Consider the following 21914-nt stretch of genomic DNA (forward strand, 5'->3'; position numbering starts at 1 on the left):
TCAGCCGGCCAGCCAGGCCGCGAGCGCCGCGAGGCACGCGCGGACCGCCTCGCGGGACACGTGCTCGTCGTCCGTGTGGGCCAGGAGGGCGTCGCCGGGGCCGAAGTTGACCGCGGGCACGCCCAGCTGGGAGAACCGCGCCACGTCCGTCCACCCGTACTTGGGCTGGGGCTCTCCCCCGACGGCGGCGACGAACGCGGCGGCGGCCGGCCGGTCCAGACCGGGGCGGGCGGCGGGCGAGGCGTCGTCGATCCGCACCTGGGCGTCCCAGTCCACGCCTGCCCCCTCCAGCACCGCGCGCACGTGCGCGTGGGCCTGCTCGAGGGTCTTGTCCGGAGCGAACCGGTAGTTCAGGTCCACGGACGCCTCGTCCGGGATGACGTTGCCCGCGACGCCGCCGGCCACGCGGATCGCGTGCAGCCCCTCGCGGTAGTCCAGGCCCTCCACCGTGACCGTGGCCGGTTCGTACGCCGCCAGGGCGGTGAGCACGGGGGCCAGCTTGTGGATCGCGTTGTCACCGCGCCAGGCGCGGCCCGAGTGCGCCGCGACACCGGGAAAGGTGACGCGGTACCGGCACGTGCCGTTGCAGCCGCCCTCCACGACGCCGTCGGTCGGCTCGAGCAGCACCGCGAAGTCGCCCTCCAGCAGCTCGGGGGCCTGGCGGGCCACGCGGGCGAGGCCCGAGAGGTCCGAGGAGACCTCTTCGTGGTCGTAGAACACCCACGTGACGTCGTGCACGGGCGTGGGGCCGTCCGCGCGGCCGAAGCGGCCGGCCAGGGCCAGCTGCACGGCGACGCCGGACTTCATGTCCACGGCCCCGCGGCCGTACAGCACGTCCCCGTCCCACGCCGAGGGCACGGTCCCGCGCGAGCCCGGCACGGTGGGCAGGGGCACCGTGTCCAGGTGCCCGGCCAGGATCACGCGGGTCGGCCGCCCCAGAGCGGTGCGGGCGACGACGGCGTCCCCGAACCTCCGCACCTCGAGGCCGCCGAGGGCGAGCAGGGCCTGCTCGACGGCGTCGGCCAGCGGCCCCTCCTCCCCCGAGACGGAGCGCACGTCCAGCAGGGTGGCGGTGAGCGCCGCGACGTCGAGGTCCGGATCGGCGAGGTCGGGCAGGGGCACGGGGGTGAGACTCATGTGTCCAGTCTACGGACGCGCCTCTCGCCGCCCTGCAGCGTGCCCCGGCCGCTCAGTAGGCTGAGGCACATGACCCAGACCGCCGCACAGCAGCCCTCCTCCCGTCTCGTCTCCGGCCACGGCCTGGCCACCACGGCCGCCGACGGCGCCGTCCTGGACGTGTGGTTCCCCGCCCCCGTGGCCGGCCCGCTCTCCGCCGCGGACACCTCGCTGCGCGACACCCTGCGCGCCCTCGCCGCGGACGACGCGGACCGCGGGACCACGCAGGCCGTCGTCGAGCTGGAGGTCGACCTGGACGCCGCCCCGGCCTCCACCGCGGACGCGTGGCTGCGCCTGCACGCCCTCTCGCACCGCCTGGCGCGGCCGAACGAGCTCAACCTCGACGGCGTCTTCGGGCTGCTCACCAACGTGGTGTGGACGAACCACGGACCCTGCGCGGTCGCGGACTTCGAGCTGACGCGGGCGAGGCTGCGTGCCCGCGGCGCCGTGCAGGTGTACGGCGTGGACAAGTTCCCGCGCATGACGGACTACGTCGTGCCCTCCGGGGTGCGCATCGGCGACGCGGACCGGGTGCGCCTGGGCGCCCACCTGGCCGAGGGGACGACCGTGATGCACGAGGGCTTCGTGAACTTCAACGCGGGCACCCTGGGGCACTCGATGGTGGAGGGCCGGATCTCGGCCGGCGTCGTGGTGGGCGACGGGTCCGACGTCGGAGGCGGCGCGTCCATCATGGGCACGCTCTCCGGCGGCGGCACCCAGCGGATCGTGATCGGCGAGCACGTGCTGCTCGGTGCGAACTCCGGCGTGGGCATCTCCGTCGGCGACGACTGCGTGGTCGAGGCCGGTCTGTACGTCACCGCGGGCACGCGCGTGAGCGTGCTGCAGGACGGCGAGGCGGCGCGGACCGTGAAGGCCGTGGACCTCTCCGGCGTGCCGAACCTGCTGTTCCGCCGCAACTCCACCACGGGCGGGGTCGAGGCCCTCCCCCGCGCCGGCCGGACCGTCGAACTGAACGCGGCGCTGCACGCGAACTGACCCGGCGCACCCGGCCCGCGACTCCCCGCCGCGTCTTGGGGGCGATTTCCGGTGGTATCCCGCCGGGATAACGCCCACTATCGCCCCCGGAACTCCCCGGCGGCCCGGGGCGGGGCGACGACGACGGCACGCGGCGCGGGCCGTCGGCTCCTGCACAGCAGCGTCCGCCCCGCACGTCGTCCCCCGGCCGCGGCCAGCGCGCCCCGGACCTAGCCCGGCTGGGGCTGCCACCCGACCGCGCCCGCCGGTCGGACCTGGAGCGGGTCGGGCAGTGCATCCACCGGCAGCGGGCGCACCCTGGCACGGTCTGGGCCGACCTGGGCCTGCCCGGCCACCGCTTCTCCCTCGATCACCTCGCCGCGCTCCTGCGCCGACGCCCGGATGCCGTCCTCTCCCACGAGACCGCGGCCCACCTGCACGGCCTGCCGATTCCCGCGCGAGCCTGGCGGCGGCGCGACCCGGCGACGGGCGAACTCGAGGCCGACCCGCCGGTGCACCTCACCGTGGCCCGGGGGACGCGGCGCGTCCGGCGGGCCGGACTGTTGGACCACCGCCGGCCGCTGGCGCCCGAGTTCGTCACGCACGTGCACGGCCTGCGCGCGTCCGGGCGCTTCCATGGCCGCCCGGCCGCCCGGGAGGCGCTGGATTCCGTGCGCGTCGGGGCGGACTCGCCGCCCGAGACCCGCCTGCGCCTGGCCCTCGTGGCCGGCGGGCTTCCGGAGCCGGAGCTGCAGGCCGCGCTCGAGCCCGGGGACCCCTTCTCCCCCGTGGCCGACCTGGCCTACCGTCACGTGCGCCTGGCCCTGCAGGACGACGGTGCGGGGCACCGCACGGGGGAGCAGCAGGCGCGCGACGCCCGCCGGGACCGCTACGGCCAGGCGCGCGGCTGGACGACGCTCCGCGTCACCTGGGCGGATGGGCGCGAGGACTTCCGTGGCGTCGTCGCGGTGGTCCGATGCCGCCTCGGCCCCTCCGCCTCGACATGACCACGCTCCGGCGAACGCATTGGGGGCGGTTTCGGGTGGTATTCCGTCGGAATACCACCCGAAACCGCCCCCGAACGCAGGGTCGGCGCCCCCGGGTCAGCGCTGCGGGTACTGGCGCAACGTCTCGCCCACGTAGATCTGGCGCGGGCGGCCGATCTTGGTGGCCGGGTCCTCCATGAGCTCGCGCCACTGGGCGATCCAGCCGGGCAGGCGGCCCAGGGCGAAGAGGACGGTGAACATCTTCTCCGGGAAGCCCATGGCCTTGTAGATCACGCCGGTGTAGAAGTCGACGTTCGGGTAGAGCTTGCGCTCCACGAAGTAGTCGTCGGCGAGGGCCTTCTCCTCGAGGCGCTGGGCGATCTCCAGCAGCTCGTCGTTGCCGCCCATCTTGCCCAGGATGTCCTCGGCGGTCTTCTTGATGATCTTGGCCCGCGGGTCGTAGTTCTTGTACACGCGGTGGCCGAAGCCCATCAGGCGGACGCCGTCCTCCTTGTTCTTCACCTTCTCCATGAAGTCCTCGGGCGTGATGCCCTCCGACTTGATCCTCCGGAGCATGTTCAGCACGGCCTCGTTGGCGCCGCCGTGCAGCGGGCCGTAGAGGGCGTTGATGCCGGCGGACACCGAGGCGAACAGGTTGGCCTGGGTGGAGCCGACCAGGCGCACCGTGGAGGTGGAGGCGTTCTGCTCGTGGTCGGCATGCAGCATGAGCAGCAGGTCGAGTGCCTTGACCACGTCCGGGTCGATGTCGTATTCCTCGGCCGGCACGCCGAAGCACAGGCGGAGGAAGTTCTCCACGTAGTTCAGCGAGTTGTGCGGGTACATGAACGGCTGGCCCAGCGACTTCTTGAACGCGTAGGAGGCCAGCACCGGCAGCTTGCCCAGCAGACGCACGGTGGAGATGTGGACCTGCTCCGGATCGTGCGGGTCCAGGGAGTCCGGGTAGAACGTGGACAGCCCGGACACGGAGGAGGACAGCACCGGCATGGGGTGCGCGTCCCGCGGGAAGCCGTTGAAGAACAGCTTGAGGTCCTCGTGCACCATGTTGTGGCGCAGGATGTTGGTCTCCCAGGCCTCCAGGGTCTCCTTGGACTCGGGCAGCTCGCCGTAGATCAGCAGGTAGGCCACCTCCATGAAGGAGGAGTGCTCGGCGAGGTCCTCGATGGCGTAACCGCGGTAGCGCAGGATGCCCTGGTCGCCGTCGATGAACGTGACGGCCGACTTGGCGTTCGCCGTGTTCATGAAGCCCGGGTCGTAGGTGACGTCGCCGGTCTCCTTCAGGAGCGGGGCGATGTTGATGCCGTTGTTGCCCTCTGTGGCGTGCTCGACGCCCAGGTCCAGGCTCTGCTCGCCGACGGTCAGCCGGACGGACTCGTGATGGGTCACGGGTGTGCTCCCTCGTCTTCTCTTCTCGATGGCCCGGGTTCACGCGCCGGCGTGGGCGCGCCCACACGGGGACGACTCTGCTCCAAACTATCAAGGACCGGCCCGGGGCGCGCGATCGCTTCCCCCGACGACGGCCCTCGGCCCCGGCTCAGCCGGTCCGCGGCCCGCGGGCGGTGAGTCTCGCCGCGGCCCGGGCGACCGCCTCGTCCGTGGCGGTGATCGCGACGCGGACGTAGCCGTCGCCGCCGGCACCGTAGAACACGCCGGGCCCGGCGATGATGCCCAGGTCCGCCAGGTCGCCCAGCAGGTCCCACGAGTCCTGCGCCGTGGCGTGGGCCGGGTCCAGGTCCGCCCGCCGGGTCCACAGGTACAGCCCCGCCTCGGAGTGGTCCACCGTGTGGCCGGAGGCCTCCAGCGCGGTGCGCAGCGCGTCCCGACGGCGGCGGTAGCGGTCCTTCTGCTCCGCGACGTGCACGTCGTCGGCCAGGGCCACGGCCATCGCGTGCTGCACCGGGGCGGGCACGATCATGCCCGCGTGCTTGCGGGTGTTGACCAGGGTCGCCACGAGCTCCGGATCCCCCGCGGCGAACGCGGCGCGGTAGCCGGCGAGGTTGGACTGCTTGGACAGCGAGTAGACGCTCAGCAGGCCCGTCAGGTCGCCGCCGGAGACCTCGTCGGACAGGATGCAGGGCACGACGGCCCCGTCCCACGCGTCCCAGCCGAGCTCGGCGTAGCACTCGTCCCCGCACACCACGGCGCCCACGGCACGGGCGGCGTCGACCGTGCGGCGCAGCGCCGCCGCGTCCAGCACGGCGCCGGTGGGGTTGGCCGGCGAGTTGGTCCACACAAGGCGCACCCGCTCACGCACCTCGGGCGCCAGCGCGTCGAGGTCGTCCGCGGCCACGGCCTCCGCCCCGGCCAGGAGCGCGCCCACCGCATAGGTGGGGTAGGCGGCCTCGGGGTGGACGACGACGTCGCCTGCGCCCAGCCCGAGCAGCGTGGGCAGCCACGCGATGAACTCCTTGGACCCGACCGTGGGCACCACGGCCGCCGGGTCCAGCCCGGACACCCCGCGGCGCCGGGCGTACCAGTCGACGACGGCGCGGCGCAGGGCGTCCGTGCCGTGCGTCGTCGGGTAGCCGTGCGCGTCGGCAGCCTCGGTCAGCGCCCGGCGGATCAGCGCCGGCGTCGGATCCACGGGCGTGCCGATGGACAGGTCCGCGACGCCGTCCGGGTGGGCGGCGGCACGCTCACGGTAGGGGGTGAGCGTGTCCCACGGGTAGTCCGGCAGCGTCAGCATGGGGCTCAGGCGTCCGCGTTCTGCAGGGGCAGGGCGGAGATGATCGGGTGGTCCTTGGCGATCATGCCCAGCTTGGCGGCGCCGCCCGGGGATCCCAGGTCGTCGAAGAACTCGACGTTGGCCTTGTAGTACTCGGCCCACTCGTCGGGGGTGTCGTCCTCGTAGTAGATGGCCTCGACGGGGCACACCGGCTCGCACGCACCGCAGTCGACGCATTCGTCCGGGTGGATGTAGAGCATGCGCTCACCCTCGTAGATGCAGTCCACGGGGCATTCGTCGATGCACGCCTTGTCCTTGACGTCCACACACGGCAACGCGATCACGTAGGTCATGGCTGACCGTCCACCTCTCTCTGGGCACGGGGTTGCGGGGCTGCGGTCCAGGGTACTCGCTCCCCCGGACGCGTTTCGCGGGCGGTCACAGTAGCCCGGCGGGGGCGCGTGGCGCCGTCGGCGGCCTCCGCGGGTCGGCGGTCCAGCCGCCGGCCCGCGGCCAACAGGACCAGGCCGAGCACCGGCTGGCCGGCGTTCCAGGCCACGGAGGCGACGACGGCGCCCGACGCCGCCGCCCACAGGCCGGCCGTCCAGGACACCCCCAGGGCGTCGTCCACCGGCAGGCGCTGCAGGGCCAGGACGGCGGTGAACGCGCCGGCGACGACCGCGGCCCCCGCCGTCAGGGCGCGCCCGCCGCGGCCCGCGCGTCGGACCATCCACCAGCGCTGCGTCGAGCCGACGAGCACGAGCGCCAGCACCGCACCCCAGGGCAGGGTCCAGCCGCCCGGCAGGGAGGCCAGGTTCAGATGGACGGCGGTGCCGAGCGCGCCGGCGACGACGCCGAGCAGCGCCCCGCCCACCACGTCGGCGGGCCGGGCGCGGCGGCGGGGACGGTCAGGCACGGGCGCGGGCGCGCGCGGCCTTCAGGCGCTCGTTGGCGTCCAGGACGACCTTGCGGATGCGGATGTCCTCGGGGGTGATCTCCACGCACTCGTCCTCGCGGGCGAACTCGAGGGACTCCTCGAGGGTGAGCCGGCGCGGGGGCGTCAGGCCCTCGAACGACTCGGAGGAGGCCGCACGCATGTTGGTGAGCTTCTTCTCCTTGGTGATGTTCACGTCCATGTCGTCGGCGCGCGAGTTCTCGCCCACGATCATGCCCTCGTACACCTCGGCGCCCGGCTGCACGAAGAAGGTGCCGCGCTCCTGCAGGTTGATCATGGCGAACGGCGTGGCGGAGCCCGCCCGGTCGGCCACGAGGGAGCCGTTGGTGCGGTACTCGATCTCACCGGTCCACGGCTCGTAGCCGGCCGCGTAGGAGGAGGCGATGCCTGCGCCGCGGGTCTCGGTGAGGAAGCGGGTGCGGAAGCCGATCAGGCCGCGGGCCGGGACCAGGAACTCCATGCGGATCCAGCCCGTGCCGTGGTTGGACATCTCCTGCATGCGGCCCTTGCGGGCGGCCATGAGCTGCGTGACCGCGCCCATGAACTCCTCGGGGATGTCGATGGTCATGCGCTCCATCGGCTCGTGGACCTTGCCGTCCACGGTCCGGGTGACCACCTGCGGCTTGCCCACGGTGAGCTCGAAGCCCTCGCGGCGCATCTGCTCCACGAGGATGGCCAGGGCGAGCTCGCCGCGGCCCTGCACCTCCCACGCATCCGGGCGCTCGGTGGGGAGCACCTTGAGCGAGACGTTGCCGATCAGCTCCTTGTCCAGGCGGTCCTTCACCTGGCGGGCCGTGACCTTGGCGCCCTTGACGCGGCCGGCCAGCGGGGAGGTGTTGATGCCCACGGTCATGGAGATGGCCGGGTCGTCCACCGTGATCAGCGGCAGCGGCTTCGGGTTCTCCGCGTCGGTGAGGGTCTCGCCGATCATGATGTCCTCGATGCCGGCGACGGCGACGATCTCGCCCGGGCCGGCCTCCTCCGCGGGCACGCGCTCGAGGCCCTTGGTGGCCAGCAGCTCGGTGATCTTCACGGTCTTCAGGGCGCCGTCCTGGCGGGCCCACGCGACCTGCTGGCCCTTGCGGAGGGTGCCGTTGAAGATGCGCAGCAGCGCGAGGCGGCCGAGGAACGGGGAGGCGTCCAGGTTGGTGACGTGCGCCTGGAGGACCTCGCCCTCGGTGTAGGACGGGGCCGGGATGTGCTCCATGATCACGTTGAAGAGGGCCTCGAGGTCCTCGGCCTCCGGCAGGGCGCCGTCGGCGGGCTGGGTCAGGGAGGCGCGGCCGGCCTTGCCTGAGGCGTAGACGACCGGGACGTCCAGCACCGAGTCGAGGTCCAGGTCCGGATCCTCCTCGGCCAGGTCCGAGGCCAGGCCGAGCAGCAGGTCCATGGAGTCGGAGACGACCCCGTCGATGCGCGCGTCCGGGCGGTCCGTCTTGTTGACCACGAGGATCACGGGCAGCTTGGCGGCGAGGGCCTTGCGGAGCACGAAGCGGGTCTGGGGCAGCGGGCCCTCGGAGGAGTCCACGAGCAGCACGACGCCGTCCACCATGGACAGGCCGCGCTCCACCTCGCCGCCGAAGTCGGCGTGGCCGGGGGTGTCGATCACGTTGATGGTGACGGTCTCACCCTCGGGGGCGGACGGGCCGGAGTAGAACACCGTGGTGTTCTTCGCGAGGATCGTGATCCCCTTCTCCTTCTCCAGGTCCCCGGAGTCCATGACCCGCTCGGCGACGTCGCCGTGCGTGTTGAAGGCACCGGTCTGGCGCAGCATGGCATCCACCATCGTGGTCTTGCCATGGTCCACGTGGGCCACGATGGCCACGTTGCGCAGATCGGAGCGGCGGGTTTCGGTCGAGGTCATGGGCGTCCTGTCCGGTTCGACATCAAAGGGGTGGAGGCACACGACGACGGCGGCCCCCGTGCGATTGTACGCGCAGGGGCCGCCGTGGACGGGCGGGCCGGTGGGCCCGAACGGTCAGTAGACGCCCTCGCCGAGGGAGGCGAGGAATTCGCGGCGCTCCTGGCGACGCTCCGCCTGCTGGTCCGGATCCGGCACGGGCGCCGCCGCCAGGAGGCGACGGGTGTACTCCTCCTTCGGACGGTGGAGCACCTCCTCCGTGGGGCCCTGCTCCACCTGGCGGCCGTCCTTGAGGACGAGCACCTTGTGGGCCAGCATGTCCACCACCGCGAGGTCGTGGGACACGAACAGGCACGCGAACTCGTAGCGCTGCTGCAGCTCCGCGAACATGTCCAGCACGGCGGCCTGGACGGACACGTCCAGGGCCGAGGTCGGCTCGTCCGCGATGAGCACCTGGGGGTCCAGGGTCAGGGCGCGGGCGATCGAGATGCGCTGGCGCTGACCGCCGGAGAGCTCGTGCGGGTACCGGTTCACCACGGAGCGCGGCAGACGCACCGCGTCCAGCAGCTCCTCGGCGCGGGCCAGGCGCGAGCGCCGGTCTCCCACCTTGTGCACGACCATCGGCTCGGCGATGATGTCGCCGATCGGGAACCGCGGGTCCAGTGAGGCCGCCGGGTCCTGGAAGACCACGCCGATGTTCTTGCGCAGGGCGCGCTGTTCAGCCTTGGGCATCGTCGCCAGGTCGTGGCCCTGGATGCGCAGAGAGCCCTCCGCGATGGTGAGCAGACCGAGCACCGACTTGGCGATGGTGGACTTGCCCGAGCCGGACTCGCCCACCAGGCCCAGGATCTCGCCCGGGGCCACCTGGAAGCTGACGTCGTGGACCACGCGGTTCTTCTTGCCGCGGTGGTCGTACTCGAGGTGGAGGTTCTCCGCCTCGATCGCGTACCGGGCCTGCGTCTGCGTGGCCGTGACCGGCTCCGGCTCCGCCACCTCGAGGGGCTCGCCGAGGCGCGGCACCGCCGAGAGCAGCTTCTGGGTGTAGGGGTGCCGGGCGTGCTGGAGCACCTGGTGCACCGAGCCCTGCTCCACGAGCTCCCCGTGGAGCATCACGCACACGCGGTCCGCCATGTCCGCGACCACGCCCATGTTGTGCGTGATGAGCAGGATGCCGGTGTTCATCTTGTTCTTCAGGGAGCGCAGCAGCTCCAGGATCTCGGCCTGGACCGTCACGTCGAGCGCCGTGGTGGGCTCGTCCGCGATGATCACCTTCGGCGAGCAGCTGATCGCCATCGCGATGACGATGCGCTGGCGCTGGCCGCCCGAGAACTGGTGGGGGTACTGCTTGAGGCGGGTGGCGGCGTCGGGGATGCCCACCATGGTGAGCAGCTCGACGGCGCGCTTGTCCGCCTCGGTGCCGTAGGCGATGCCGTGCAGCTCGAGGGCCTCCGTGAGCTGGTCGCCCACGGTGAGGACGGGGTTCAGGGCCGTCATGGGCTCCTGGAACACCATCGCCACCTCGTCGCCGCGGATGTCGCGCAGCTGCCCCGGGGTCATCGTGAGCACGTCGCGGCCGGCCAGCTGCACCGAGCCGGTGATGTCCGCGTTGCCCGGGAGCAGGCCCATGGCGGTGGCGCTCGTGACGGACTTGCCGGAGCCGGACTCGCCCACGAGGGCGACGACCTCGCCGGGCTTGACGTCGAACGTCACGCCCTTGACCGCGTGCACCTCGCCGAACTCGGTCGCGAACTTCACGTCCACGTCGCGGAAGGCGAGCACTGGCTCGCCGCCCAGGTCGTCGTGGCGGGCCACGACGCCCATCGCGCTCGTCGCGGGGCCCGGAGTCACGCCGCCGGCGCCGGAGGAGCCGGGCACGGCGGCGCCGCGCGCCTCGAGGTCCGCCGACGACGCCGCGTGCGAGCCCTGCCCGCCGGCGGTCACGTCGTTCTCGTTCTTCTTGCCGAACATGGATCGGCCTTTCTTGTCGTTCGCGCTCATCGCTGACCGTCCTCGTCCGCGTCGGAGATCCGGCCTGCCGTCGGGGCGGCCTCCAGGCCGCCCGCCGTCGTCGCGCCGGCCTCGGTGACGGCGGCACGTCGGCCGAAGAAGCGGGGCTTGCGACGGGCGCCCGCACCCTGGCGCGGGTCGAAGGCGTCGCGCAGACCGTCGCCGAGGAAGTTCACGGACAGGGCGATCGCGAGGATGATCATGCCGGGCCACCAGAACAGCCACGGACGGGTGGTGAACGCGTTCTGGTAGTCGGAGATGAGCAGGCCCAGGGACGAGTCCGGCGCCTTCACGCCGAAGCCGAGGAAGGACAGCGAGGTCTCCAGCAGCACCGCGCCCGCGATCGCGAACGTCGCGTTCACGACGATCACGCCGATCGTGTTGGGCAGCAGGTGCTTGAAGATCAGGCGGCCCGGCTTGGCGCCCATGGCGACGGCGGCCGCCACGAACTCCTTCTCGCGCAGGGACAGGACCTCGCCGCGCACGAGGCGGGCCAGGGACGTCCAGGACACGAGGCCGAGCACCACCGCGAGCGGGAGGATGCCCATCTTCATGCCGCTGGCCATCTGGCCGAGCACCGCGGCGAGCACGAGCAGCGGGATGACGATGATCAGGTCGGTCAGGCGCATCAGCACGGAGTCGACCCAACCGCCGAAGTAGCCGGACACGGCGCCGACGATCGCGCCGATCACGGTGGAGAGCAGGCCCACGATGGCCGCGATGATCATGGACTGCTGGGTCCCGCGCATCACGAGGGCGAAGTAGTCCTTGCCCGTGGTGTCCTGGCCGAAGGGGTGCTCGCCCCAGCGGATGCCGTCGCCGCCGAGGAACTGGGGCACGACCGACAGCGTCGGGCGGCCGCCGTTCACCACGGAGGCCGCGGCCGTGTAGGACTTGTCCCACCAGCCGGGGATGCCGGCGAAGCCGATGGAGGAGAACGCCATCAGCGTGATGAAGACCAGCACGATCAGGGAGATCATCGCCGCCTTGTGGCGGAAGAACCGCTTGCGGACCAGGGCGCCCTGGGAGTAGGACTTCCCGGCCTTGGCGCGGAGCTTGGCGTCCTCCGCCTCCGCGAGGTCGAAGATCTGCTTCTCGTCGAGCTGTGCGCCCGTCGTCGAGGAGTTGTTGGTGGTCATCTGGCTCACACTCGAATCCGGGGGTCGAGGACGGCGTAGAGCACGTCCGCCACGAGGTTCATCAGCACGGCGGCGGTGCCCGTCACGAGGAAGAACGCCATCACGGGCATGGGGTCCACGTCGCGCAGGCCGGTGGCGAACAGCTCGCCCATCCCCTTCCAGCCGAACACCTGCTCCGTGATCACGGCACCGCCGATCAGGCCGGCGAAGTCGAAGGCCATGATCGTGGTGATGGGGATCAGGGAGTTGCGGAACGCGTGCTTCAGGATCACCTGGCGCTCCGGCAGGCCCTTGGCGCGCGCGGTGCGGATGTAGTCCTGGCGCGAGACCTCGAGCATGGAGGAGCGCGTGTACCGCGAATACGTGGCCACCGAGATGATGGTCAGCAGGATGGTGGGCAGCAGCAGCTGCGCACCGCGGTCCAGGAACACCACCCAGAAGTGGGCGTCCAGGTTCGGGGTGCCCGAGCCGATCGTGGAGATCGGGCGCGGCTTGACCTTCAGGAAGGTCGGCCAGTAGTTCATCAGGTGTTCCGCCACGATCGCCACGCCCATGATCAGGGCGGTCACCAGCGAGGCGGACACGGCCGAGCCCTTGGAGAAGCCGCCGAGCAGGCGGCCCACCAGGATGGCCACCAGCACGAGGATGACGCCGAGGCCGGCCAGCAGCAGCGCGGACGGCGTCCGCCACAGCAGGCCGTAGGTGGCGTAGTAGGCGACGAGGCCGATCGCGGCCGTGACCAGGGCGGCCTTGAGGACCGATCGGTTGCGCAGACCGGAGATCACCGCGGTGGCGCCGACGGCGGCGGCCAGGCCGATGACCAGCTGCACGACCGGGCCCATCTGCGGGTTCCGCCAGAAGTCGACCGCGAACAGCACCCAGCCGGCGAGCAGGATGAACGCGGCGGTGGCGCCGAACGTGAACGCGCGCCGCCTGAGGTCCCCGGCCATCACGGCCTGGAGGACGAGGCCGGCGATCACCGCGAACCCGATGAGGAGGGGCCAGTTCAGCTCGGGGCTGCGGATCCAGTCGTTGAACCGGATTCCCATGTACTCCTTCAGGAGCACAGCCGCCCAGAACACGGGCAGCGAGAAGAAGAGGAAGATCAGGAACGTGACCACGTAGTCGAGGCCGGAGTACTGGCGGATCGCGGTGACGATGCCGATCGCGATGCCGATGATGATCGCCAGGACGGTCGCGAGCACCACGAGGCGCAGCGTGGAGGCCGCGGCGTTGCTCAGCAGGTCTGCGACGGACTGACCGTTCCGGCTGAGGCCGAGGTCGCACTGACCGGTGACGCAGCCGCCGATGCCCTGGAGCCAGTCCCAGTACCGGGCGTACCAGGGCTGGTCCAGCCCCATGAACGCGGTGCGGGCGGCGATGAGGGTCTCGCGGTTGGGGTTCTGTGACTCTCGCAGGTCCTGGAGGGGGTCACCCGAGTGGGCCACGAGGAAGAAGAGCAGGATCGACGCGCCGAACAGCACCAGGAGGGAGCTGCCGAGGCGCTTGAGGATGAATTTCAGCACAACAGGGGGTGACCTTCCGTGCGAGTGCAAGGGAAAGGGAGGGGTGCGGGTTCGCCGCGGTTCACGGCCAGAGCCCGGCCGGTGCCCGGCCGGGCTCTGTCCTCGATCCCGACACCGGCGGTCCGCGGGAGGCGGACCGCCGGGTCAGAGGTCAGCGGGGTGTCACTCCTGGACGCGGACCCACTGCTCCACGTTCCACAGCGCACCCGACTGGGCGGCGGTGTCGCGCACGTTGGCGACGTCGGCCTTGTGGCCGACCAGACCCGGGTGAGCGTACAGCGGGATGGCCTGGAAGTCCTCCCACAGCAGCTTCTCGATGGTCTTGGTCTGCTCCAGCTGCTCGTTCTCGTCCAGCGAGGTGGCGAGCTTGTCCCAGGCAGCGTCCACCTCGGGGTTGTTGTAGCTCTGCTGGTTCTGGGCGCCGTCCGACTGGTAGATGTTCGCGCCGGAGGCCTTCTGGCCCGAGCCGGCCCAGGCGTAGAGGGCGGCGTCGTAGTCACCGGCCGGCATGACCTCCTTGAAGAACACCGGCGAGTTGGCGTCCTGCACGTCGAAGCCGGCCTGGTCGCAGGAGCTCTTGATGAGCGCGACGGTCTCGGTGCGACGCTGGTTGCCGGCCTGGTAGCCGAGGCGGACCGTGGGCTTGGAGACGCCCGACTTCTCGACGAGCTCCTTCGCCTTCTCGATGTTCGGCTCGTCCATCTCCTTCGGGTAGGCCTCGTCCACGACCTCCTGGTACTTGTCCTGGAAGGGGAAGACCTCGCGCAGGTTCATGACCTCGGCGTCCGCGTAGATCGGCTTGATCAGGTTGTCCACGATCTGCTGACGGGGCAGGCAGAGGGCGAAGGCCTCGCGCAGCTCCGGGGAGTCGGCGAAGACCGAGCCCTCGCCGCGGTTGTAGTCCACGTGCTCCCAGGTCAGCTGGTCACCGGTCTGGACGTTGACGTCGTCGCCGAGGCCCTCGAGCTGCTGGAGGGTGTCCACGGTGGCCTGCGGCTCGATGACGTCGAGGTCGCCGTTCTGCAGGGCCTGCACGTGGGTCTTGGGGTCGGCGAAGCGGAGGACGAGCTCCTTGGTGGCCACCGGGGTGCCCCAGTACTCGGGGTTGGCCTCGAGGGTGATGGACTGGCCGGCCTGCCAGCCGCCGTCCTTGAACTTGTAGGGGCCCATGGAGGGCACCAGCGAGGCGTCCGGCAGCTCGCCGGGGCTGAAGTCCCAGCCGTCGTTCCAGAACTCGGCCGCCGGGGTGAGCGCCTCGACGTCCTTCTCCTTCGCGGCGGTGACGAGCTCCTCGAAGCTCATGCCCGCCTCCTTGGCGACGATGTGCGCCGGCAGTGCGGTGCTGATGAGGATCTCCCAGTCCGCGTAGGGCTTCGGGTAGGTGACGGTGAACTCCTTGCCGTCGGCCTCGCCCTCGGGCGCCTCCGGGATGTACTTGCCCTGCTCGAAGGAGATCGAGTCGAACAGCGGGGTCTCGGAACCCTCCGCCTTGACCGTGTCATTGTTCGCGGCCCAGTGGACGATGAAGTCGCCCGCGGTGACGGGGGTGCCGTCGGACCACTTGGCGTCGTCGCTGATGGTGTACTTCACGGTCAGCGGGTCGTCCGAGGTCTTCTCGTACGTGCCGAAGTCCTTGTTCGGGATTATCGAGCCGTCGGTGCCGAAGTACCAGAAGGACGAGAACATGCGGTCCACGACGGCCGAGTTGTACGTGGTGTACGTGTTCGACTGCAGGCCGTTGTAGGACAGGAAGTCATCGGCGCCCACCGAGTAGGCGATGGAGCCGTCCTGGGTCTCGACGTCGCCCAGGTCGGCCAGCTCCGGCCCGGAGGCCTCGGCGGTGAGCTTCTGGCCCTTGTCCCCTTCGATGACGTTGCCGGCGCCCGAGTCGCCGCCCTGGCCGGCGCCGGAGCCGTTGCTGCTGGAGTCGCCTGCATTGCCGCCGCCCGGGGCGCACGCGGAGAGGATGAGGGCCGAGCCGGCGGCCAGGGCCGCGGCAGCGGAGAGCTTCGTGTACTTCATGGAAGGTGCTTCCGTTCATGAGAGGTGCAAGGACGTCGCGCGCCCGCATCCCTGTTGGGATCTGGTGGTGCGAGGCGACCCCCGGGCCGTTCCGCCGAGACGGGACGTTCCGTGAGATGGAGCACACTGTAGTGGACACATTCCGATTCGCGAAAGTCCGGATCTGGATCCGTCTCAGCCGTGTCGCACAGCGGTCGCCGACACCCCGGCAGGCCCCGGCCCGGCGCCGCTGCACCCGGGCGCCGGCGCGGTCAGCGACGACGGTCCGCCAGCAGCGTCCGCACGGCCCACGCCCCGCCCATGCCATGGACGCCGGCGCCCGGCGGGGTGGAGGCGGAGGCCAGATACAGCCCGGTCCGACCCGCCCGGTGCGGCCGGGGCGACGCGGTGGGGCGCAGGAGCGCGCGTGCTCCCGCGAGCGATCCCCCCGCGATGTCGCCGCCCACGAGGTTCGGGTTCCACGCCTCCAGATCGGCCGGGCGCATCGCGACCGCGGCCTCGATCCGGTCCCGGAAGCCGGGTGCGTGCCGCTCCACCTCCGCCTCGATCAGCGGACGGACGTCGCCGGGGTGCCCGTGGGGCACATGGGCGTAGGACCAGACGACCGTGTGCCCCCGGGCGGGCCCGGTGGCCCGTGAGGGGTCTGCCGCCTGCTGCTGACAGAGCATGACGAAGGGCCGCGCCGGCATCCGGCCGGCCGCGACGTCGTCCTCGGCCCGCCGGATCTCGGTGGCGGTCCCGCCCAGGTGCACCGTCCCCGCGCCCGCGAGCCGGGCGTCGCGCCACGGGATCGGTCCGTCGAGCAGGAAGTCGACCTTGGACACGGACGGCCCGGGGCGCCACCGGCGCAGGGCCGTGGCGTATCGCGGCGGCAGGCCCGTGCCGGCGAGGCGCAGCACCTGGCGCGGGGTCAGGTCCAGCACGACGGCGTCCGCGGCGGGCAGCGCGCGCAGGTCCGTGACCTCCTGACCCAGGTGCAGCCGCCCGCCGTGCGCCCGCAGCACCGCCACGAGCGCGTCGACGATCGCCCCCGACCCGCCGCGCGCCACCGGCCAGCCCGAGCTCATCCCGAGCGCGCCGAAGAGCGCACCGAACGCCGCCGTCAGGGGCCGGCTCGAGGGCAGGATCGCGTGGGCCGCCGAGCCCGTGAACAGGGCGCGGGCGGCCTCCGTGCGGAACATCGCCCGGCCCAGCAGATCGGCCGGCCAGGGGGCGCGCAGGCCGAAGCGGGCCATCGTCACCGGATGGGGCGGGGGTCGCAGCACCGGGCCGAGCGCGCCCGCCAGGATCTCGTCGACGTGTTCGACCAGGGCCCCGTGCACGGCCCGCCAGGCCCGCGCGTCGACGCCGAGACCCGCGGCGGTGGCCTCGAGGTCCCGGTGCAGGAGGGCGGCCGGCCCGTCCGGCAGCGGATGTCCCATCGGCACGGCCGGGTGCAGCCAGGCGAGCCCGTGGTCCGTCAGCCCCAGCTCCCGGAACACGGGGCTGGCGACGCCGAACGGATGGCCCGCCGCCCCCAGGTCCACCACGGTCCCCTCCCCCAGCACCGGCGCGGACGCGCACGCACCGCCGGGCACCGGGGCCCGCTCGAACACGTCCACCTCCCAGCCCTCGCGGGCCAGCAGGGCGGCGGCGGTCAGGCCGTTGGGCCCGGCGCCCACGACGACGGCGCGGCCCGGCTCGACGCCCCGGGGCAGCGTGAATCCGGGGCCGGCGGCGGTTTCGGTCATGGTCTCCTCCTGTGGTCCCTAGGATGGTCGCACCCCGCCCGCCGCCCGTCAGGAGGCCCTCCCCCGTGGACCCGTTCTGGACCGCGCTCGCTCTCACGACGTTCGCCGGGCTGGCCACGGTGCTGGGCGGCGTCCTGGCGATCGTCGGACGCGAGCCCTCGGGCCGCGGGCTGGGGGCCGCCCTCGGCCTCGCCGCGGGCGTCATGCACGCGGTCTCCTTCCTGGAGATGCTGCCGGCCGCCGTCGAGGGGCTGGGCGGGGCGGTCGGCCCCGCGGCGACCGCCGTCGCGGTGGCCGCCCTGACCCTCGGCGCAGGCGCCTACGTGCTGCTCGAGCGCGCCGTCCCCGACCCCGTCTCGGAGATGCCGGGCGACGTCGCCGACCCGGCCGGCCTGGACCGGCGGCGGATGCTGCGCCTGGGCACGGTGACGGCCCTGGCGATCGGCCTGCACAATCTGCCGGAGGGCTTCGTCACCTTCGCCGGCACCCTGCAGGATCCGTCGGTGGGCCTCGCGCTGGCCGTCGCGATGGCCGTGCACAACGTTCCCGAGGGCGTGGCCGTGGCCGTGCCCGTGCGGCAGGCCACCGGATCGCGGCGCAAGGCCTTCGCGTGGGCCGCGTTCACGGGGATCGCGGAGCCGCTGGGCGCGCTGATCGGCTGGCTGCTGCTGGCCCCGTTCCTCACGCCCGCGCTCGTGGCCGCCGTCTTCGCGGCCGTGGCGGGCGTGATGGTGACCGTGAGCCTCGACGCGCTGCTGCCCGCCGCCCGGGCGGCCGGGGGCCGCGCCGCGGCGCTGGGCGGCGTGCTGCTGGGCGTGGCCGCGATGGCCCTCTCGCTGGACCTGCTCTCCTGAGCGCCGGGGGGCCGGTCAGTTCACGAGGGCCGGCTGCAGGACCGCCTCGGCCTCGCGCACCTCGCCGTCGGCGGTGCGCCACTGGACGGTGATCCGGTCCCCCACGTTGTGGTCGTTGACCAGGCGGGACATCCGGGAGGCGTCGTCGCCGACGGGCCGCCCCTCGATCTCGAGGATCACATCGCCCTCGACCAGGCCGATCTGCTCGGCGGCCGAGCCCGCGTCCACCTGCATGACCACGACGCCGACGTCGGGATCCGCGCCGACCATGATGCCCAGGGCGCCGTCCGCGCCGATGCTCACGGTGTCCGTCTCCTCGCCCGAGAGGACCTGGTCCACCACGTCGAAGGCCACCTCCAGCGGGATCGCGAAGCCGTCCACCTCGTCTGCGGTGGTCCCGTCGCTGGCCGCCACGGTCACGCCGACCACCTGGCCGGCGTCGTCCACCACCGGGCCGCCGGAGTAGCCGGGCACGACGTCCGCGTCCGTCTGGATCAGGCCGGACAGGCGCGCGTACTGATCGGTGCCCTCGGCCGCGGCCATGATCGAGCGGTCCGTGCCGAGCACGGTGCCGCGCACGGCCGTCAGATAGCCCTGGCCTCCGCCGTTGCCGACGGCGGCCACCTGGTCCCCGCGCCGCACCGGGTCCAGCGAGACGCTGGCCACCGGCAGGTCTGAGACGCCCTCGACGTCGAGCACCGCGATGTCGTGCTCGGCATCGCGCCCGAGCACCGTGGCCGTGTGCCGCGCGCCGGTGTCCGCGACCACCACGTGCACCTCCGAGGAGTCCTCGACCACGTGGTAGTTGGTCACCGCCAGCCCGTCCGGGGAGAGCACCATGCCCGTCCCCGTGCCGGTGCGGGCGCCGAGGGCGGTCTCGACGAGGAGGATGCCCGGGGCGTCCGCGACCGGCTGGCCCGGGTCCATCGACGATCCGTCGTGGGCCGATGCGGACCAGTCCACCGCCACGCCGTCGTGGACGTGGGTCAGGCCCGCCGCGAGCTCGCCCGCCTCCCGGGCGGGTGTCTCGGTGGCGGGCGCGGTCGGGGTGGAGTCCGCGGCGACGTCGACCATCCGGCCGGCGAGGAGCGCGGTGAGGCCCCCGGCCAGGACCAGCGCCCCGAGCACGCCGAACAGCGCGATGACGAACGCCAGGGGCGAGCGTCGTGCGCGCGGCGGCCAGCCCGGCGGCGTCACGCTCAGCCCCGGGCGGCCGCCAGGGCGGCCTCGTAGTCCGGCTCCTCGGAGATCTCGGGGACGAGCTGGGAGTGACGGACCACGCCGTCGGCATCGACCATGACGACGGCGCGGGCCAGCAGGCCCTCGAGCGGACCGTCGGTCATGCGCACGCCGTAGTCGTCGCCGAAGGACGAGCGGAACACGGAGCCGCTGCGGACGTGGTCGATGCCCTCGACCGAGCAGAAGCGCGCGGCGGCGAACGGCAGGTCCGCGGACACGGCCACGACGGTGGTGTCCCCGAGGTCCGCGACGCGGGAGTCGAACTCGCGGACGGAGGCGGCGCACACGCCCGTGTCCAGGGACGGGAAGATGTTCAGGATCACGCGGCGGCCGCGCAGCTCCCGCAGGGTCACCGGGGACAGGTCCGCCCCGGTGAGGGTGAAGTCGGGGGCGGGGGCACCCACCGGGGGCAGCTCACCGACGGTGTGGACGGGGGTGCTCTTCATGTGGGTCGTCGCCATGGGGACAGCCTAGGATGGGCGCGGCCGGACGGGAGCACTCCGCGCCCCGCTCGGCGGACGGCGAACACGGAGGGACCGACCATGACCGAGCCCATGACGTCCAACGTCACCGACACGGCGCTGCTGTTCGAGGGCGGGGGGATGCGCGCCGCGCTCACCTCGGCCGTGGTGGCGGAGCTGCTGCGCGAGCGGATCCACGTGGACTTCGTGGCCGGCATCTCGGCGGGCTCGTCCAACGCCGTGAACTACCTGTCCCGCGACCCGGCCCGCGCGCGGCGCTCGTTCGTGGACTTCGCCGACGATCCTCGGTTCGGCAACTGGCTGAGCTTCCTGCGCGGCAAGGGCCTGTTCAACGCCGAGTACATCTACGAGCACGCCGGCCTGCCCGAGGCGGACCTGCCCTACGACTTCGCCACGTTCCGCGCGAACCCCGCCCGGATCGTGCTGGGCGGGTTCGACGCCGCGAGCGGCGAGACCCGCTGGTGGGACCGCTCCGACCTGACCACCCTGACCGACCTGATGGTCCGCGTCCGCGCGTCGTCCACGATGCCGGTCCTCATGCCCCCGGTGCACGCCGAGGGCACCGTGTTCGTGGACGGTGCCCTCGGCGTGGACGGCGGGATCCCGCTGACCGCGGCGGAGGACGCGGGGTTCGAGAAGGTCCTCGTGGTCCTGACCCGGGAGCGCGGGTACGTGAAGCGGCCCGAGCGGTTCCCCTCGTTCTACCAGCGCACCTTCCGGCGCTACCCCGCCGTCGCGGACGCCCTGCTCACGCGCTGGCGCCGGTACAACGCGACCCGCGAGCGCCTGTTCGAGATGGAGCGGCAGGGCCGGGCCTATCTGTTCGTGCCTGAGAGCATGCCCATCTCCAACGGCGAGCGGTCCGTGGCCAAGCTGGCCGCCGCCCACGAGCTCGGCCTGGACCAGGTGCGCCGCGAGATGCCCGCGATCCGCGCGTTCCTGGGGCTGCCGGCCTCCCGCTGAGCCGCGCCTGCTCCGATCGGCGGGTCAGGCCTCGGCGCGGGCGGCCGAGTCCGGCAGGCCGAACACCGAGTCGAACGCATAGGCGTACACCGCGGCGTAGACGAGGAAGAACACGAGCAGGCCGGCCTCGATGAGGAACGCCTCCCCCAGCCCGACGCCGAGGATCAGCGCCACCGCGGGCACGAGGAACACGATCAGCCCGCCCTCGAAGCCGACGGCGTGGGCCACGCGGACCCACCAGGGCCGGCCCGTGATCCCGAGGCGGCGTTCGAGGGTCTCGAACACCGAGTTGAACACGATGTTCCACAGCAGGGCCACGGTCGAGGACACCACCGCCACGGCGAGCGAGGGCCCGCCGCCGTTGCCGAGCGCCGCCAGGATCACGGTGGTGAAGAGGATGGCGAGCAGCTCGAAGACCACCGCGTAGACCACGCGGCGCAGCAGGGGCGTCCGGAACACGCGGCGGCGCACGAGCGCGTCCCGACCTCCCGGACCACGCGGCACGTCGGAGGGCGGCGTCGACACGGGGTCGACGCCCGGGCGGGCGTGGTGGGTCTCGGACACGGCGCCCAGCCTAGGGCCGGGGCCGCGGGGCGCCGAATCCGGCGGAACCGGCCGCCCGCCGTCGTCGCGCCTCGATGACGGGGCGGGCGCGCCTTCACCACGCCCCGGCCGCCTGCCTAGAGTTCGAGGCATGAAGCTCACCGATGACCTGCTGCAGAAGTTCAACGACCAGATCACCCTCGAGTTCGAGGCGTCCATGGTCTACCGCCAGCTCGCGATCGCCGCCGACGACCTGGACCTGTCCGGGATGGCCGCGTGGCTGCGGCACCAGGCGGACGAGGAGATCGTCCACGCGAACAAGTTCATCGACCACGTCGCCGACCGGGACAGCGTCCCGACGATCGGCGCCATCCCGGCCCCGCCCGTGCAGGCCGGCCTGTCGGCCCTGGAGATCTTCCGGGCCGCGCTCGCGCACGAGCAGAAGGTCTCCGAGGCGATCCGCGAGCTGTACCGGGCCACCGAGTCCGCGGGCGACCTCAACTCGCGCCCGCTGCTGAACTGGTTCCTGGACGAGCAGATCGAGGAGGAGTCCACCGTCTCCGAGATCGTGGGCCAGCTCGAGCTCGTGGGCGACGACGGCTCGGGCCTGCTCCGCATCGACGGCCGCCTGGGCTCCCGCCCCGTGGAGACCACCGAGAACGACGCCTGAGCCCACCGGCGGCCTCGTCGGCCGCGCACGCACCGGCCCGGTCCCCCACGAGACCGGGCCGGTGCCGTGTCCGTCCTCGCCGCTATGCTCAACCTGCGCCCTG

Annotated in this window: 19 protein-coding genes; 5 read left to right on the forward strand and 14 right to left on the reverse strand. The window is 72.5% G+C overall.

The annotated features are described in order from the left end of the window. Nucleotides 1–1137 (reverse strand): succinyl-diaminopimelate desuccinylase, encoded by a 1137-nt coding sequence (gene dapE, locus J1M44_RS09965; protein WP_144824831.1) that lies wholly within the window; start codon nt 1135–1137, stop codon nt 1–3. Nucleotides 1138–1206: 69 nt separating this feature from the next. Between dapE and dapD the strand changes: the two genes are divergently transcribed. Together dapD and J1M44_RS11785 are read left to right on the forward strand one after the other, a co-directional pair. Continuing rightward, entirely contained in the window at nt 1207–2172 is a 966-nt protein-coding gene (gene dapD / locus J1M44_RS09970) for a 2,3,4,5-tetrahydropyridine-2,6-dicarboxylate N-succinyltransferase (protein ID WP_144824830.1), read from the forward strand. Nucleotides 2173–2663: 491 nt separating this feature from the next. Next, complete coding sequence (locus J1M44_RS11785) at nt 2664–3158, forward strand: endonuclease domain-containing protein (RefSeq protein ID WP_241253000.1); 495 nt, start codon at nt 2664–2666, stop codon at nt 3156–3158. A 96-nt stretch (nt 3159–3254) separates the two neighbouring features. On the opposite strand, the gene J1M44_RS09980 is transcribed toward J1M44_RS11785, so the two are convergent. The 10 genes from J1M44_RS09980 to J1M44_RS10025 all read right to left on the reverse strand — a co-directional run bounded on the left by J1M44_RS09980 (nt 3255) and on the right by J1M44_RS10025 (nt 17060). Next, complete coding sequence (locus J1M44_RS09980; RefSeq protein WP_002855158.1) at nt 3255–4541, reverse strand: citrate synthase; 1287 nt, start codon at nt 4539–4541, stop codon at nt 3255–3257. Nucleotides 4542–4689: 148 nt separating this feature from the next. After that, nucleotides 4690–5841: a succinyldiaminopimelate transaminase gene (gene dapC / locus J1M44_RS09985; RefSeq protein WP_144824829.1), complete on the reverse strand. Its 1152-nt coding sequence runs from the start codon at nt 5839–5841 to the stop codon at nt 4690–4692. 5 nt (nt 5842–5846) lie between these two features. Beyond that, nucleotides 5847–6173, reverse strand: a complete 327-nt coding sequence (gene fdxA, locus J1M44_RS09990; protein WP_002855160.1) for a ferredoxin — start codon at nt 6171–6173, stop codon at nt 5847–5849. After that, nucleotides 6170–6736 carry a hypothetical protein gene (locus J1M44_RS09995; RefSeq protein WP_186309405.1) on the reverse strand — a complete coding sequence of 189 codons (567 nt, stop codon included), beginning with the start codon at nt 6734–6736 and terminating at the stop codon, nt 6170–6172. The genes fdxA and J1M44_RS09995 overlap by 4 nt, the downstream gene beginning before the upstream one ends. Continuing rightward, entirely contained in the window at nt 6729–8639 is a 1911-nt protein-coding gene (typA, locus tag J1M44_RS10000) for a translational GTPase TypA (RefSeq protein ID WP_002855163.1), read from the reverse strand. Before typA ends, J1M44_RS09995 begins: the two co-directional genes overlap by 8 nt. A 114-nt stretch (nt 8640–8753) precedes the next feature. After that, nucleotides 8754–10634, reverse strand: a complete 1881-nt coding sequence (locus tag J1M44_RS10005; protein WP_144824828.1) for an ABC transporter ATP-binding protein — start codon at nt 10632–10634, stop codon at nt 8754–8756. Beyond that, nucleotides 10631–11782 (reverse strand): ABC transporter permease, encoded by a 1152-nt coding sequence (locus J1M44_RS10010; RefSeq protein WP_144824875.1) that lies wholly within the window; start codon nt 11780–11782, stop codon nt 10631–10633. Before J1M44_RS10010 ends, J1M44_RS10005 begins: the two co-directional genes overlap by 4 nt. Before the next feature lie 5 nt (nt 11783–11787). After that, nucleotides 11788–13308, reverse strand: coding sequence for an ABC transporter permease (locus J1M44_RS10015; protein WP_002855168.1), 1521 nt, complete (start codon nt 13306–13308; stop codon nt 11788–11790). A gap of 162 nt (nt 13309–13470) precedes the next feature. After that, a complete protein-coding gene (locus J1M44_RS10020; protein ID WP_144824827.1) occupies nt 13471–15330 on the reverse strand; it encodes an ABC transporter family substrate-binding protein in 1860 nt (619 codons plus the stop codon). 251 nt (nt 15331–15581) lie between these two features. Continuing rightward, complete coding sequence (locus J1M44_RS10025; RefSeq protein ID WP_144824826.1) at nt 15582–17060, reverse strand: phytoene desaturase family protein; 1479 nt, start codon at nt 17058–17060, stop codon at nt 15582–15584. A 65-nt stretch (nt 17061–17125) separates the two neighbouring features. Between J1M44_RS10025 and zupT the strand changes: the two genes are divergently transcribed. After that, on the forward strand, nt 17126–17914 hold the full coding sequence (zupT, locus tag J1M44_RS10030) for a zinc transporter ZupT (protein ID WP_144824825.1): 789 nt from the start codon (nt 17126–17128) through the stop codon (nt 17912–17914). Nucleotides 17915–17929: 15 nt separating this feature from the next. Here the strand turns inward: zupT and J1M44_RS10035 are convergent, their stop codons facing one another. Both J1M44_RS10035 and tpx read right to left on the reverse strand, forming a co-directional pair. Further along, on the reverse strand, nt 17930–19111 hold the full coding sequence (locus J1M44_RS10035; RefSeq protein WP_144824824.1) for a S1C family serine protease: 1182 nt from the start codon (nt 19109–19111) through the stop codon (nt 17930–17932). Between the two features lie 2 nt (nt 19112–19113). Further along, entirely contained in the window at nt 19114–19614 is a 501-nt protein-coding gene (tpx, locus tag J1M44_RS10040) for a thiol peroxidase (RefSeq protein ID WP_206480919.1), read from the reverse strand. Between the two features lie 81 nt (nt 19615–19695). Between tpx and J1M44_RS10045 the strand changes: the two genes are divergently transcribed. Further along, nucleotides 19696–20598 carry a patatin-like phospholipase family protein gene (locus tag J1M44_RS10045; protein WP_144825080.1) on the forward strand — a complete coding sequence of 301 codons (903 nt, stop codon included), beginning with the start codon at nt 19696–19698 and terminating at the stop codon, nt 20596–20598. A gap of 24 nt (nt 20599–20622) precedes the next feature. Here J1M44_RS10045 and J1M44_RS10050 read toward each other — a convergent pair whose 3' ends face one another. Further along, a complete protein-coding gene (locus tag J1M44_RS10050) occupies nt 20623–21162 on the reverse strand; it encodes a PACE efflux transporter (protein ID WP_002855179.1) in 540 nt (179 codons plus the stop codon). Nucleotides 21163–21292: 130 nt separating this feature from the next. Here J1M44_RS10050 and J1M44_RS10055 point away from each other — a divergent pair, with 130 nt between their 5' ends. Further along, nucleotides 21293–21811, forward strand: coding sequence for a ferritin (locus J1M44_RS10055; RefSeq protein ID WP_049161571.1), 519 nt, complete (start codon nt 21293–21295; stop codon nt 21809–21811). Nucleotides 21812–21914 lie beyond the last annotated feature (103 nt).

Origin of the sequence: Micrococcus sp. KRD128 (assembly GCF_017168395.1) — a bacterium.
GTDB classification, from domain to species: Bacteria; Actinomycetota; Actinomycetes; order Actinomycetales; family Micrococcaceae; genus Micrococcus; species Micrococcus luteus.